Source organism: Rhizobium sp. BK661, from assembly GCF_024808825.1.
GTDB lineage: Bacteria > Pseudomonadota > Alphaproteobacteria > Rhizobiales > Rhizobiaceae > Rhizobium.
In genome coordinates this window covers 61,296-75,631 of record NZ_JANTYT010000006.1, presented here as the reverse complement: position 1 = coordinate 75,631, position 14,336 = coordinate 61,296, and the positions used below count along the sequence as shown (strand labels likewise).

Below are 14,336 nucleotides of genomic sequence, written 5' to 3'. Positions count from 1 at the left end.
TTCGCAAATGGCGTTCAAGGGCATGAATGAAACTGCTTGAAACATATATACTCCGGCGCGTTGGCCAGATGTTTCTCGTTGCCCTGTTGCCGGTGCTCGCGATCATTTGGACGACTCAGGTCCTGCAGCGCGTCAATCTGGTGACTGATAGCGGCCAGTCGATGGGATCGTTTGCCAAGCTGGCGACACTGATCCTCCCTTCGATTATTCCGATCGTGCTACCCTTCGCAATTGTCATCGGCGTCACGCAGACACTGACGACCATGAACAATGATTCGGAACTGACCGTTATCGATGCGGCAGGCGCCAAGCGCGGAATCATCCTGCGACCGATTCTGATTCTTGCAGCGATCATCAGCGCCTTTTCTTTTTTCGTAGACAACGTTGTCGAGCCGAAGGCCAAGACCGGCGTTCGCCAGATGGTGGCCGCCGCCTACGCAGATCTGCTTTCCACGGTGATCGAAGAAAAGAACTTCCGCCGCATCGATACGGGTCTTTACGTGCAGATATCGGAGCGATTGGCCGGACGTGTGCTCAAGGGGCTGTTCGTCGTCGATGAACGCGATCCTGCTTTCGAGCTCATCTACTATGCACGCGAGGGCGCCGTTGACGAGAAGGGTACGTCGCTCATCATGCATGACGGCGAGGTTCACCGCAAAACGCAGACTGGTGAAGTCTCCGTCATTCGTTTCGATTCCTACTCCTTCGACCTTTCCGACCTCACACAGAACCGTGGCCAGGCGACGCTTCGCGCCTCCGACCGCGAGCTGCCGTTCCTGTTCAATCCAGATCCGAACGATAAGGACTACATCGCCAAACCAGGCAGTTACCGAGCCGAATTGCATCGGCGCCTGACGGATTGGGTTCTGCCGATGGTCTTTGCACTGATTTCGCTCGCGATTGCCGGCGATGCGCGTTCCCACCGTGAAGCCCGGCTGCATCCGATGGTGTCTGCACTCGTGTTCGCATTCGCAATTCGCTGGGCCTCGTTTTATGCCGCCAATCAGATCGACACGGATCCTGAGTATATCGGTGTGCTCTATTCGATTCCTGTGATCGCCAGCGTGCTCGCGATCGCGTCTCTGTCGCTTCACAAACGTCTATCGATTGTGTCTACGGTCAGCGACCGGATCGCCGCGCTCTGGCAGAAGCTGTTCAAGCGTTCAGCCGATCCGTCAGCGGGAGGCAGCGCATGATCTTCGGAACGCTCGGTCGCTACTTTTTCCGCCGCTACCTGCTGACGACAATGTGGTTCTTCCTTGGCGTGATCGGCATCGTCTACCTCGTCGATTTCAGCGAGACGGCGGGTCGCCTCTCGGGTCTTCCCGGCTATACCGTGACCGGTGGCCTGGTGATGACCGCCGTGCGCCTGCCGCTCATTTTGCAGCAGACTGTTCCCTTCATTGCCCTCTTCGTCGGCATGACGGTTCTGATTGCCCTCAATAGAAAATACGAACTGGTCGTGACGCGCGCCGCTGGCGTCTCGGTTTGGCAGTTCATGTCGCCTTTCCTTGCTGGCGCCTTTTTGCTCGGCGTTCTGGTTATGACCGTTCTCAATCCGCTGGCTGCGTGGGGGCAACGCCAGGCCGCCATCGTCGAAAGCAACTGGCGCGGAGAAGGCTCGGCTTCGAACACCGCCCCGCAAGTTCCGTGGATTCGCCAGATCAGCGGTGGCGACGATGCCGTCATAGGCGCGCACACGATTCTCGAGAACGGCACGCTGCTAATGGATGCAGTATTCGTGCATTTCGATTCGTCCGATCACATCATCCTGAGACAGGACGCCGCTTCGGCAAAATTGGAAGATGGTTACTGGCTTCTAAAGAATGTTGTGGAGCGTCGCCCGGGCGAAGTCGCCGTGCGCAAGGATGAGGTGCGAGTCCGCACCAATCTGAAACAAGATTTTGTCCAGCAGAGGCTCACAGCCCCTGAAACTGTTGGATTTTTTGACCTTTCGAGGCGAATTGACGCTGCGAAATCCTTCGGGATTCCGAGCAAGGCACTCGAGACCCAATTTCATTCGTTGTTGTCCCAACCGCTGTTGCTCGTGGCCATGACTCTCATTGCTGCAACAGTGTCCCTAAAATTTAGCCGGTTCAACCAATCGAGGTCAGTGATTCTGGGTGGAATCCTTTCAGGCTTCGTGCTTTATGTGGTCACCGTGCTTGTAAAAGCATTCGGAAGCAGTGGGGTTGTCCCGCCTTTCGTGGCGACGTGGATTCCGGTCACCGTTGCCCTGGCTTTGGGTGCAACAATTCTGCTTCATCAGGAGGATGGCTAGTGGCGGCAGGCGACCGCAAGACTTTTAGTAAACAGTTGGTTGCCCTGCTCGTAGGCGCAGCTCTGTCTACCTATTCCAACGGCTTTCCTGCTGCCTTCGCACAGGATGCCCTGCAAGGTATGAAGCCGAACGTTTCGGACGACCAGAAGCTGATTCTGTCTGCAAACGAGCTGGTCTATAACAAGGACTCACAGATCGTTTCGGCCATTGGCGGCGTGCAAATAAATTACGCCGGCTACAAGATGGTGTCGCAGCGCGTCGAGTACAATCAGCAGACCAGACGCCTGATGGCGCTTGGAAACGTTGAACTTGTTGGCCCTGACGGCAATCGAATGTATGCCGACAAACTTGACGTCACCGACGACTTCGGAAACGGCTTCGTAAACGCGCTCAGAATTGAGACCGCCGACAATACGCGCCTGGTAGCCGAAACCGGCGAGCGCGTTGGCGGCACGCAAATGATCCTGAACAAGGGCGTTTATACAGCCTGTTTGCCGTGCGCCGAGAGACCGGAAAAACCTCCGTTCTGGCAGGTCAAGGCCGAACGAGTCATCCAGGACGGCGTCAAGCATACGATTCGCCTCGAAAAGGCGCGCTTTGAGCTCCTCGGACAACCGCTGGCCTACGTTCCGTGGATCGAAGTTCCGGACAATACAGTGAAGCGGAAATCCGGCTTCCTTTTCCCGAGCTACGTAACGGCCCAAAATCTCGGCTTTGGCGTTTCTGTTCCCTATTATTATGTCATCTCGCCGAGCAGCGATGTTACGGTGACTGGCACGGGCTACACTACCCAAGGTTTCCTGCTGGACGCGGAATATCGCCAGCGGTACGAAAACGGCACGCATATTTTGCGGATGGCCGGGATAGATCAGGCGAGCCCGGGGACCTTCACGCCGGGCACCAGTGACGCCGAAAAAGACTTCCGAGGCGTAGTTGCATCTAAGGGGGATTTCCAAATCAACCCGCGCTGGGCGTTCGGTTGGGACGTTATGGTGCAGAGCGACAATAACTTTGCCCGTACCTATAGTCTTAAAGGTCTGGATTACTCGACGAAGACAAACCAGGTTTACCTGACGGGCCTCGGCAAGCGGAATTATTTCGATCTGCGGTCGTTCTATTTCGATGTGCAGAACGCCGATCCGAACGATGTCGCCGAGAAGCAGCAGGCGATCGTCTATCCGGTGATGGACTATCACTTCGTAGCGCCGCAGCCGCTAGCCGGGGGTGAACTCTCCGCCGATGTCAACTTCACGAACCTGTCGCGTTCCCACGACGACTTCTACAGTGTCGCCGGCTTCGACCGATTCCGTGGTCTCGACGGGCAGACGTCGCGCCTGACGGGGGAACTCGAATGGAAGCGGACTTTTGTGACGCCCGAAGGCTTCCTTATCACCCCATTGCTCGCTGCGCGCGGTGACGCCTTGGCGTTGAACATGACAGCACCGCCGACCTCTGGCACGTTTGTCTATGATGGCAACTACGATGACAGCAACGCTGCGACGCGTTCGATGTTTACCGCCGGGCTGGAGATGCGCTACCCGATCCTCGGGACGACAGCAAACAGCACGCACCTCTTCGAACCCATCGTTCAGATCTATGCTCGACCTGACGAACGGCTTGCCGGTGCTCTTCCAAACGAAGACGCACAGAGCTTCGTTTTCGATGCGACCAATCTTTTCGAGCGCGACAAGTTCTCTGGTTACGACCGCATTGAAGGCGGCACGCGCGCCAATGTCGGTTTCCAGTACACCGGCACGTTTGACAACGGCTACAAACTTCACGGGATTTTCGGCCAGTCCTATCAACTCGGCGGTCAAAACTCCTTCGACACTGCCGACCTGGTGAATGTCGGTGCAGAATCCGGTCTGGAAAGCGACGTCTCCGACTTCGTCGGGCTTGGCGGCATCGAGACGCCGCAGGGCCTCGCACTCGCCGCCTCCTATCGGCTTGACGAGAAGAGCCTGGCTTTCCGCCGCGGCGACCTGACAGCAGGTTTCCAGAACGACGATTTCCAAAGCCAGTTGATCTATACGCACGTTTCGGCGCAGCCGGAGTATGGCTTTGCCGAAGACAACGATGAAATCCAGGCGAAGGGTTCTGTTAAATTCAAGGACTATTGGTCGGTATTTGGCGGCATCGCGTGGGATCTTCAGGACAATAGCCTCGTTAGGAAGACATTCGGTCTGACCTACGAGGACGAATGCACGATCTTTACGATCGCCTATAGCGAGAAGCGTGACACCACTGCGGAAACCGCTAGTGACTGGAGCATCGGTGCCAGGTTGACCTTCCGGACGCTCGGCGACATCAACCTTGGCGGTCCCGTAGATACCAGCACGAGCATCTACCAGAATTGATGGGCAGTTCTGCTTACGGCGAAAGAAAGGGCCTTTCTTTCGCCGTAAGACTATGCAGGACATTGTCGCCAGTTGAGATCTAGGGCATATGCTGAATTTTCAGTTTAGAGCGGCACCACCCGTTTGGTCTTGGGAAGGTATGTGCGCCGCAACGTGAACGCGCGGCGTCAATGGGAAGGGTCGATATGATTGGCGCAAGAAAAACCGTAACAACGATGATTGCCGGCGCGGCTTTCGCGATCCTGGCGGCTTTTGCCACGCCTCAGACGGGTTCTGCCTTTGCTGCAAGCGAAGTCCGTGTGGTTGTCAACGGCACCGCAATTACCAGCGGTGATGTCGCCAAGCGCCAGGCCTTCCTTCGGCTCCAGCATCAGAAGGCGGATGCCAAGGCGGCTGAAGAGCAGCTGATCGAGCAAACGCTGAAGCAGCAGGAAATCTCGCGCGTGCGCATGTCGGTTTCAACAGATGACGTCAATGCATCGTTCGTGCGGTTCGCCACCGGCAATAAGCTGACGACTGATCAGATGACGCAGATTCTCGATCGCGCCGGCGTTGGTGTCGACCACTTTAAGGCCTTCATTGCGGTACAGATGAGCTGGCCGCGTCTCGTCAATGCCCGTTACGGCTCAAGCAACCGTATGTCGAACTCCGACCTTGTTGCCCGCATGATGGAGAATAAGCAGAAGCCGGAAACCACCGAGTATATTCTGCAACAGATGATCTTCGTCGTCCCCGCCAGCAAGAAAGGCATCGTCGGCAAGCGCAAGAGCGAAGCCGAAGCATCCCGGTCGAAATATCCAGGTTGCGATCAGGCAAAGGTCTTCGCAGCAACGATGCGGGACGTATCGGTCCGCGACCTCGGTCGCGTTCTTGCCCCTGAACTTCCGGCTGAATGGAAGCCGCTTGTGGAACAGGCCAAGGGCAACACGACGGCGACGCGCGTGACCGACAGGGGCGTCGAATACATCGCAATCTGCAGCCAGCGCCAGGTGTCGGACGACCAGGCTGCGGAAATGGTGTTCCGTCAGGAGGATCTCGACAAGGCGAAGGCAGATAAGAACGCCCCTCCGGACAACCCCAACGCCAAGAAATACATGGACGAGCTGCGCAAAAAAGCGCAGATCATGCGTCCCTGAGCACGATGTCGATCTCATTCTCGCGCCCCCTTGCGCTGAGCCAGGGTGACCCGGCCGGTGTCGGGCCAGACATCACATTATTGGCCTGGATGCGACGCAGGGAGCTTGGGCTCCCTCCATTCGTGTTTATCGGCGATCCCGATGTGTTGGCCTTGCGCGCCAAGCTGCTTGGCGTGACGGTTGCCATTCGCGAGACCGATTGTGCCAATGCCGATGCCATTTTTGCCGATGCCCTCCCCGTGCTGCCCGTAGCTGCAGGCGTCGAGGTCGCGGCAGGCAAGCCCCACGTCGCAACAGCGAAGGCCACGATTTCTGCGATCGAGACTGCCGTCGCGCTGACGATATCGGGCGAGGCGCTTGGCGTCGTCACCAATCCGATTGCGAAGTCGGTGCTCTACGAGTCCGGCTTCCCGTTCCCCGGACACACCGAATTTCTGGCGGATCTCTCCGCACGAGCAACGGGACAGGCGGTGATGCCGGTGATGATGCTCGCCGGTCCGAAGCTCCGCGCCATTCCTGTGACAATCCACATCCCCCTCAAGGACGTGCCTCAGTCTCTGACGGCAGAACTCATCATCGAGACCTGCCGGATCGCTGACGCCGATCTCCGACACCGTTTCGGCATTGAGCAGCCCCGGCTCGCGATTGCCGGACTCAATCCGCATGCTGGTGAAGACGGCACGATCGGCAAGGAAGATGAGGCTGTGATCAGGCCCGCCATCCAATTTCTGCGGTCTGAAGGCATCAATGCGATCGGCCCCCTGCCCGCCGATACCATGTTCCACGACGAAGCTCGGGCGCGGTACGACGTCGCAATCTGCATGTATCACGACCAGGCCCTGATACCCGCAAAGGCGCTTGGTTTCGACGATTCCGTTAACGTGACGCTTGGATTGCCCTTTGTGCGCACCTCGCCCGATCACGGGACCGCGTTCGGCATTGCCGGTAAGGGGCTTGCTCGCGAAGGCAGCCTTGTCGCGGCCCTGAAGCTGGCCGGCCACCTTGGGCGCACCGCAGAAGGGCGCCGTTAATGGCTGCCTTGGATGGGCTTCCGCCCCTTCGCGACGTCATTCAACGTCATGGCCTCGATGCACGTAAGGCGCTCGGCCAGAACTTCTTGCTCGACCTAAATCTGACCCAGAAGGTCGCGCGAACGGCTGGCTCGCTCGAAGGCGTTACCGTCTTTGAAGTTGGCCCCGGTCCGGGTGGCCTGACGCGCGCCATACTGGCACTTGGCGCGAAGAAGGTGATCGCCGTCGAACGCGATTCTCGTTGTCTGCCTGCTCTTGCCGAGATTGCGGACCACTATCCGGGACGGCTCGAGGTCATCGAAGGCGACGCCTTGAAGACTGATTTCGAGACCTTGGCTCCTGAAGGCCCGGTGAAGATCATTGCTAACCTGCCCTATAACGTCGGGACGCAGTTGCTGGTCAATTGGATCTTGCCGAAGCAATGGCCCCCCTTCTGGGAATCGCTGACGCTGATGTTCCAGAAGGAGGTCGGCGAGCGCATCGTGGCAACGGAAGACGGCGACCACTATGGACGGCTGGGTGTACTCTGCGGATGGCGTACGAATGCGCGTATGGCGTTTGACGTCCCACCGCAGGCCTTCACGCCTCCCCCAAAGGTCACGTCGACGGTCGTCCACCTGACGCCGAACGAGAGCCCGATCCCTTGCTCTGTCACCGCCTTGGAGAGGATCACGCACGCTGCCTTCGGCCAGCGCCGCAAAATGCTGCGGCAAAGCCTGAAGCCTCTCGGAGGCGAGGCCTTGTTGAACAACGCTGACATCGACCCGCAGCGACGCGCCGAAACGCTTTCGGTCGTCGAGTTTGTTCGACTGGCGAATTGTCTCTAAGCTGCCTCCGCTTGGAGCGGTAGGCCAGGCCTGCAAGGTATTGGAACGGCCGACACCGGGCTCGCGTTGAGCCCATAACATCACTGGATCGACCTGCTGGCTTAGAGCTTCGGCTCTTCGGTCAGCAGCCCGTTGACGAAATCGAACAAACCGTGGCGCCGGTCTCGGCGGACGCGTTCGGCATTGACGATGCAGCTGACGTTGCGAAACGCCTCGTCAAGATCGTCGTTGACGATGACATAGTCATATTCCCGCCAGCGTTCGATCTCTGCGCGAGAATTTAGAAGGCGCGTGCGAATAACCTCTTCCGAATCTTCAGCGCGACGATGCAGGCGCGACTGCAGTTCGGTCATTGTCGGAGGCAGCACGAAGATCGAGACGATATCGGCCTTCATCTTGTCCTGAAGCTGCAAAGCGCCCTGCCAGTCGATATCGAAGAGCATGTCGCGGCCTTCAGCCATAGCGGCTTCCACCGGCTCCCGCGGCGTGCCGTAGAAATTGCCGTGCACCTCCGCCCACTCGAGCAGATCGCCCGCGTCGCGCATCCTCTCGAACTGGGGCACAGTGATAAAGTGGTAGTGCTTACCGGCGATTTCGCTCGGTCGCTTGGCTCTCGTAGTAACGCTGATAGAGATTTCGAGACTATGGTCGTCCCGGAGGAGGTTGCCGGCAATCGTCGACTTGCCTGCCCCGGACGGCGAAGACAGAACAAGCATCAGCCCGCGCCGGGCGATCTTCGTTGGTGTGCTCGACTGGGCCGGGTTCATAATTCACTCCAGATTCTGGACCTGCTCGCGGAACTGGTCGATGACGACTTTCAGCTCGATGCCGGCGGCCGTGACAGCCGCGGCATTCGACTTGGAGCAGATGGTATTCGATTCTCGGTTAAATTCCTGTGCAAGGAAATCGAGCTTACGCCCGACCGGGCCGCCTTTGCCGAGGAGGTCTCGGGCAGCGACCACATGTGCCTTCAGACGATCGATCTCTTCACGAAGATCGGCTCTCGTGGCGAGCAGCGCCGCTTCGGCGTGCAGCCTCTCGCGATCGAGCTTTGCCGACGCCTCCAGGAGCAGAGACACCTGAGCCGCCAGCCGCTCGGCAATCTCCTTGGGAGAACGGGAGGGGTCACGCTCGATCGTCAGCGTCAGTGCTTCCATCGTCGAAACGTGATCCAGAAGCACGCGCGACAACGCGGCGCCTTCCAGTTCACGCATGTGCCGCAACTCGGCAAGAGCGGCAAGCAACCCTTCGACGACGTCTTTGTCGCGGGCTGCGATGGCCTCGTCGCCATCTTCGGTCTCGCGAAACTCGACAATACCTCTGATGCCCAGCAGTGTATCCAACTGCAGTGGCGTGGGATCGATTATGCCACCAAGCTGGTCGCGCAAGGATAACACAGCCGAAAGTGCTTCCTGGTTCAGCACCGTCTCGACGCGACTTTCGCCGGCAGACACCGACAGCGACGCCTGCATGTTGCCCCGGCTGAAGTGCTCAGCGGCAAGACGACGGACATCATTCTCCATGCGCTCCAGCCCGGGTGGAAGGCGCAATCGCAGATCCAGACCCTTGCCGTTAACCGAACGCAGTTCCCAGGCCCAACGCCAGCGGCCGCTGGTGCCCTCACGCCGCGCAAAACCGGTCATGGACTGCAAAGCCATGCGAGCCTCCAAAATCAGTTGGTCTTCTTTTTCTTTTGGGCAGCAGGCGCAGCAGGCGTTTCCGGCTGCGTCTGGCTCTCCGGCTGTCCGTCGACCGCAATATTGGGGTCTGCTCCCTTCGCAGCTTCCAGTTGGCGCCAGCGCTTGACGTTGGCGTTATGGTCTTCAAGGGTGGCCGCGAAAACATGACCGCCGGAACCATCAGCAACGAAGTAGAGATCCTGCGTCTTCCACGGATTGGCGACAGCCTCCAACGCGTCTCGGCCCGGATTGGCGATTGGCGTCGGCGGAAGGCCCTTGATCACATAGGTGTTGTAGGGCGTTTCCTTCTTGAGGTCCGATTGATAGATCGGACGATCCGCCGGCTTTCCATCGCCGCCAAAGAGCCCGTAGATGATCGTCGGATCGGACTGCAGCCGCATCCCCTTGCCCAGCCTGTTGAGGAAGACGGAGGCAACATGGGCGCGCTCGTCGGGAACACCGGTTTCCTTTTCGACGATCGAAGCAAGGACGACCAGTTCATCCTTTGACTTGAGCTGCAGCGACGGATCGCGCTTGTCCCAAACCTGATCGACAAGCTTCTGCTGGGCCGCCGCCATCTGCTCGATGATCTCTGCCCGCTTCGTTCCACGGGAGAACTTGTAGGTATCGGGACGCAGGCTTCCCTCTGCAGGGACCACGGCCGGCAGGTCGCCTTCCAACACGGCGTCCTCGTTCAGACGATTGAACATCTGGCGGACGGTAAGGCCCTCAGGGAACGCGACAGAGTACAGAATCGACTTACCGGATTTCAGCAATTCCATGATGTCGTTCATGGAAGCATGTGCCTTGATCTCGTATTCACCCGCCTTGAGGCTCTCGCCATCATCCAGATGCGTTGCAGTGAGGTAACGGAAGATACGGGCGTCCGACACGATGTTGTTGCGCTCAAGACTTGCGGCAATCTCGGCCACGCCAGCGCCGTTTCGCACAATGAAATTTGTGTTCGTCTCCAGCGGCCCAGGGTTCTGGTACGTCGAGATCGCGTAGTAGAAAAGGAAGACGGCGGCTGCACAACCGAGAACGACAAGCGTCATCAGGAAATTCAGGAAAATGATAACCTGGCTGCGCGCTTTCTTCGAGCGCTTCGGCGGCTCGGGCACGCGTTCCGGCCGAAGCGCCTCGCTTGGCGACTTGGGAATAATCGGCCCACTCTGGGTCTGCTGGCTCTCTTCGCCGATCGTCCCGTTGTTCTGGTTCGTATCGTTCACCGGCAATCCTCTAAACTTGGCCTCAAGTCCCGCTTCTTGCTAAGCAATGCGGCAAAATGCAGGTGGGGCCACGCCGCGCAAGGTGCAGCCCCACTGCCAGGACGTCAACACCTGAGATCAGGCGACGTAGCGGCGAAGCACCAACGAGGCATTCGTGCCGCCGAATCCGAAAGAATTCGACAGGGCGACGTTGATTTCCCGCTGCCGCGCCGTATGCGGGACGAGGTCGATCGCGGTCTCGCGCTCCGGATTGTCGAGGTTGAGCGTTGGAGGCGCAATATTGTCTCGGATTGCAAGCGTTGCGAAGATCGCCTCGATTGCGCCAGCGGCACCGAGCAGGTGACCTGTTGCAGACTTCGTCGACGACATCGAGATTTTGGAGGCTGCATTGCTAACCAGCCGCTCGACCGCACCGAGCTCGATCGTGTCGGCCATCGTCGATGTGCCATGGGCGTTGATGTAGTCGATATCGGCAGGCGTCAACCCGGCACGCTTCAACGCCATCGTCATGCAGCGTTGCGCACCTTCGCCGTTCTCGGACGGGGCCGTGATGTGATAGGCATCACCCGAGAGACCGTAACCGACCACCTCGGCATAGATCTTGGCGCCGCGCGCCTTGGCGTGTTCCAATTCTTCGAGAACGACAATGCCGGCACCCTCGCCCATGACGAAGCCGTCGCGATCCTTGTCGTAGGGACGCGACGCCTTGGTCGGATCGTCGTTATGCTGCGTCGAGAGCGCCTTGCAGGCGGCAAAACCAGCCAGTGAGATGCGGCTGACCGGGGATTCCGTGCCACCGGCGACCATCACGTCGGCATCGCCGAACGCGATGAGACGGGCGGCATCGCCGATCGCGTGAGCGCCGGTCGAACATGCGGTGACCACCGAGTGGTTCGGACCGCGCAACTTGTGACGGATCGATACCTGGCCGGATACGAGATTGATCAGGCGACCGGGAATGAAGAACGGCGAAATTCGGCGCGGGCCCTTGTCGCGCAGCGTATAGCCAGCTTCGACAATCCCTTCGATGCCGCCGATGCCGGAGCCGATCAGGACACCGGTCGCAACCTGGTCCTCATCGCTCTCGGGGTGCCAGTTCGCATCGTTCAGCGCCATGTCGGCCGCTGCCATGCCGTAGATGATGAAGGGATCGACCTTGCGTTGTTCCTTAGGCTCCATCCAGTCGTCGGCGTTGAAAGTGCCGTCGCTACCGTCGCCAACCGGAATGCGGCAAGCAATCTTCGCAGGAAGGTCGTCGACTTCGAACTCAGTGACCAGACGGGCGCCGTTCTGACCCGCAAGCAAGCGGGACCACGTCACTTCCGTTCCGCATCCCAAAGGCGATACCATGCCGGTACCTGTTATTACGACCCGTCTCATCGACTGCATTCCCCCGCCTTTTTTGTTCTTGGAGAACCATGCCAGAAATAAAAAGGGCGGACTCCGGGTCCGCCCTTTCTCAAATGCTCAGGATTAAGCCTGGGCCTTTTCGATAAACTTCACGGCATCGCCGACCGTCAGGATCGAGTCAGCTGCATCGTCCGGAATCTCAACGCCGAATTCTTCTTCGAACGCCATGACCAGTTCGACAGTATCGAGCGAGTCAGCGCCCAGATCGTCGATAAAGCTGGCGCTTTCGACAACCTTGTCGGCATCCACGCCAAGATGATCAATAACAATTTTCTTTACGCGTTCTGCGATATCGCTCATGTCGGTTTCCTCGACCTTATGTCTGATCAGAATGCCTTGTGACATCCCTACCCTGTTTCAGCCTGCGGCGCCCCTTGAAGCTACCCTCGGCAAACTCTTTGAACCCGGCTACCAGAAATGTCCCAGGCTTGCACAAAAGCCCGCCGGTCCGTCTGCTTTCTCGGGAGACTGTTCACAGTCATGGCCCGCTTAACACGGTTTAAGTCTGCCGCAAAGCCAGAAAATCAACCCCACCGGGTTGGTCAACACGCTATTGCGGCGAAAACCGCCTCGAAAGGCAGTTTACCGTTTCAGATCATGGCCATGCCGCCGTTTACGTGCAGCGTCTGGCCTGTCATATAAGAGGCTTCCGACGAAGCGAGATAGGCGACCGCGGAGGCGACTTCAGCGCCCGTGCCCATGCGCTTCATCGGGATCGCTCCCATGATCGCTTCCTTCTGCTTGTCATTCAGCTTGCCGGTCATGGCGGATTCGATGAAGCCCGGTGCCACGCAGTTGACCGTGACGTTGCGGGTTGCAATCTCCTGAGCAAGCGACTTCGTGAAGCCGATCATGCCCGCCTTGGACGCGCAGTAGTTCGCCTGGCCGGGATTGCCGGTGACGCCGACGACCGACGTGATGTTGATGATGCGGCCATAACGGCGGCGCATCATCGGGTGGGTCAGCTCGCGCGTGAGACGGAACATTGCGGTGAGGTTCACCTCAATGACGTTATCCCAGTCTTCGTCGCTCATGCGGACGAACAGGCCGTCCTTGGTGATGCCGGCATTGTTGACGAGGATGTCGACGCCCTCGAGATCGGCTTCGGCCTTGACGCCGAGCGCCTTGACCTCATCGCGGTCAGCAAGGTTCGCCGGGAAGATCTTGACGCGATCGCCGAGATCGTTGGCCAGCGCCTCGAGCTTCTCGACGCGGGTGCCGTGCAGGCCGACAATCGCGCCCTGCTTGTGGAGGATGCGGGCGATTTCTTCGCCGATACCGCCGGACGCGCCGGTGACCAGAGCCTTGCGGCCGGAAAGATCGAGCATGGAAGTGTTCCTTGTATTCGTTAAATCAATCAGGCCATCAGGGCGGCAACCGCCGCGTCGATATCGGCGGGCGTGTTGACCGCGATGCCATTCACCGTCTTGTCGATGCGGCGCGCAAGGCCGGTCAAAACCTTGCCGGACCCGAGCTCATAAAGTGTTGTTGCGCCATTGGCCGCAAACCATTCGACCGTCTCGCGCCAGCGGACCTGGCCCGTCACCTGCTCCACCAACAGCTTGGCAATCTCGTCGGCGTCGGTCACCGGCGCAGCTCGCACGTTTGCGACAAGAGGCACGACCGGGCTGGACTTCTTCACGCCGGCCAGAGCTTCGCGCATCGCTTCGGCGGCAGGCGCCATCAGCGATGAATGGAAGGGAGCGGAGACCGGGAGCAGGATCGCGCGCTTGGCGCCCTTCTCAGTTGCGATCGTGGCACCCTTTTCGACAGCCGCCTTCTCACCCGAAATGACGATCTGGCCGCCGCCATTATCGTTGGCGATCTGGCAGGAGCCGACGGCAGAGGCTTCCTCGCAGACCGCTACGACGTCAGCATGCTCAAGGCCGATGATGGCAGCCATGGCGCCAACGCCAACCGGAACGGCGGCCTGCATGGCATTGCCGCGGATGCGAAGCAGGCGTGCGGTGTCGGCAAGCGAGAAAGTGCCTGCGGCGCAAAGCGCGGAGTATTCGCCGAGCGAATGGCCGGCGACATAGGAGACCTTCGCCTTCAGGTCGACGCCCTTGGCTTCGAGGACACGGACAACCGCCATCGAGACCGCCATCAGGGCCGGCTGCGCATTCGCCGTCAGCGTCAGCGTGTCTTCCGGTCCGTTGAACATCGTCTCCGACAACTTTTCGCCCAGCGCTTCGTCGACTTCTTGGAAGACGGCGCGTGCCTCAGCGAAGGTTTCGGCGAGTTCTTTGCCCATGCCGACAGTCTGGCTGCCCTGACCCGGAAATGTGAAAGCGATGGTCATCCTACGTCCTTCGTAAATGGACCTCTGGTTATTTCGCCTCCAATTGACATTCTTTCCTGCAGAGTCAAGTGCCGGAGGCCCGCG

Annotated in this window: 13 protein-coding genes; 6 read left to right on the top strand and 7 right to left on the bottom strand. The window is 59.0% G+C overall.

From position 1 onward, the window contains the following. Window positions 1-26 precede the first annotated feature (26 nt). From lptF to rsmA, 6 genes are all read left to right on the top strand, one after another. Window positions 27-1,196, top strand: coding sequence for an LPS export ABC transporter permease LptF (gene lptF, locus FHX16_RS14710; protein ID WP_183859390.1), 1,170 nt, complete (start codon window positions 27-29; stop codon window positions 1,194-1,196). Beyond that, on the top strand, window positions 1,193-2,281 hold the full coding sequence (gene lptG, locus FHX16_RS14705; RefSeq protein ID WP_016553446.1) for an LPS export ABC transporter permease LptG: 1,089 nt from the start codon (window positions 1,193-1,195) through the stop codon (window positions 2,279-2,281). Before lptF ends, lptG begins: the two co-directional genes overlap by 4 nt. Further along, window positions 2,281-4,638, top strand: coding sequence for an LPS-assembly protein LptD (locus FHX16_RS14700; protein ID WP_183859392.1), 2,358 nt, complete (start codon window positions 2,281-2,283; stop codon window positions 4,636-4,638). The genes lptG and FHX16_RS14700 overlap by 1 nt, the downstream gene beginning before the upstream one ends. 185 nt (window positions 4,639-4,823) lie before the next feature. After that, on the top strand, window positions 4,824-5,774 hold the full coding sequence (locus tag FHX16_RS14695) for a peptidylprolyl isomerase (RefSeq protein WP_259129323.1): 951 nt from the start codon (window positions 4,824-4,826) through the stop codon (window positions 5,772-5,774). A 5-nt stretch (window positions 5,775-5,779) separates the two neighbouring features. Next, entirely contained in the window at window positions 5,780-6,805 is a 1,026-nt protein-coding gene (pdxA, locus tag FHX16_RS14690) for a 4-hydroxythreonine-4-phosphate dehydrogenase PdxA (RefSeq protein WP_183859396.1), read from the top strand. Further along, window positions 6,805-7,632 (top strand): 16S rRNA (adenine(1518)-N(6)/adenine(1519)-N(6))-dimethyltransferase RsmA, encoded by an 828-nt coding sequence (rsmA, locus tag FHX16_RS14685; protein WP_183859398.1) that lies wholly within the window; start codon window positions 6,805-6,807, stop codon window positions 7,630-7,632. The genes pdxA and rsmA overlap by 1 nt, the downstream gene beginning before the upstream one ends. 101 nt (window positions 7,633-7,733) lie before the next feature. Here the strand turns inward: rsmA and gmk are convergent, their stop codons facing one another. The 7 genes from gmk to fabD form a co-directional block, all read right to left on the bottom strand. Continuing rightward, window positions 7,734-8,399 carry a guanylate kinase gene (gene gmk / locus FHX16_RS14680; protein WP_016553441.1) on the bottom strand — a complete coding sequence of 222 codons (666 nt, stop codon included), beginning with the start codon at window positions 8,397-8,399 and terminating at the stop codon, window positions 7,734-7,736. 3 nt (window positions 8,400-8,402) lie between these two features. Beyond that, complete coding sequence (locus tag FHX16_RS14675; protein ID WP_183859400.1) at window positions 8,403-9,290, bottom strand: YicC/YloC family endoribonuclease; 888 nt, start codon at window positions 9,288-9,290, stop codon at window positions 8,403-8,405. Window positions 9,291-9,304: 14 nt separating this feature from the next. Next, on the bottom strand, window positions 9,305-10,546 hold the full coding sequence (mltG, locus tag FHX16_RS14670) for an endolytic transglycosylase MltG (protein WP_210296582.1): 1,242 nt from the start codon (window positions 10,544-10,546) through the stop codon (window positions 9,305-9,307). A 111-nt stretch (window positions 10,547-10,657) separates the two neighbouring features. Next, entirely contained in the window at window positions 10,658-11,920 is a 1,263-nt protein-coding gene (gene fabF / locus FHX16_RS14665) for a beta-ketoacyl-ACP synthase II (protein ID WP_183751556.1), read from the bottom strand. Between the two features lie 93 nt (window positions 11,921-12,013). Continuing rightward, on the bottom strand, window positions 12,014-12,250 hold the full coding sequence (locus FHX16_RS14660) for an acyl carrier protein (RefSeq protein WP_003547058.1): 237 nt from the start codon (window positions 12,248-12,250) through the stop codon (window positions 12,014-12,016). A gap of 290 nt (window positions 12,251-12,540) precedes the next feature. After that, window positions 12,541-13,278 (bottom strand): 3-oxoacyl-[acyl-carrier-protein] reductase, encoded by a 738-nt coding sequence (gene fabG / locus FHX16_RS14655; protein ID WP_183751558.1) that lies wholly within the window; start codon window positions 13,276-13,278, stop codon window positions 12,541-12,543. Window positions 13,279-13,307: 29 nt separating this feature from the next. Then, window positions 13,308-14,252: an ACP S-malonyltransferase gene (fabD, locus tag FHX16_RS14650; RefSeq protein WP_183859402.1), complete on the bottom strand. Its 945-nt coding sequence runs from the start codon at window positions 14,250-14,252 to the stop codon at window positions 13,308-13,310. Window positions 14,253-14,336: the final 84 nt, after the last annotated feature.

Coding starts and splice junctions, on each gene's coding strand:
- lptF (WP_183859390.1), top strand. CDS start 27: ATGAAACTGCTTGAAACATATATACTCCGGCGCGTTGGCCAGATGTTT.
- lptG (WP_016553446.1), top strand. CDS start 1,193: ATGATCTTCGGAACGCTCGGTCGCTACTTTTTCCGCCGCTACCTGCTG.
- FHX16_RS14695 (WP_259129323.1), top strand. CDS start 4,824: ATGATTGGCGCAAGAAAAACCGTAACAACGATGATTGCCGGCGCGGCT.
- pdxA (WP_183859396.1), top strand. CDS start 5,780: ATGTCGATCTCATTCTCGCGCCCCCTTGCGCTGAGCCAGGGTGACCCG.
- rsmA (WP_183859398.1), top strand. CDS start 6,805: ATGGCTGCCTTGGATGGGCTTCCGCCCCTTCGCGACGTCATTCAACGT.
- gmk (WP_016553441.1), bottom strand. CDS start 8,399: ATGAACCCGGCCCAGTCGAGCACACCAACGAAGATCGCCCGGCGCGGG.
- FHX16_RS14675 (WP_183859400.1), bottom strand. CDS start 9,290: ATGGCTTTGCAGTCCATGACCGGTTTTGCGCGGCGTGAGGGCACCAGC.
- fabF (WP_183751556.1), bottom strand. CDS start 11,920: ATGAGACGGGTCGTAATAACAGGTACCGGCATGGTATCGCCTTTGGGA.
- FHX16_RS14660 (WP_003547058.1), bottom strand. CDS start 12,250: ATGAGCGATATCGCAGAACGCGTAAAGAAAATTGTTATTGATCATCTT.
- fabG (WP_183751558.1), bottom strand. CDS start 13,278: ATGCTCGATCTTTCCGGCCGCAAGGCTCTGGTCACCGGCGCGTCCGGC.
- fabD (WP_183859402.1), bottom strand. CDS start 14,252: ATGACCATCGCTTTCACATTTCCGGGTCAGGGCAGCCAGACTGTCGGC.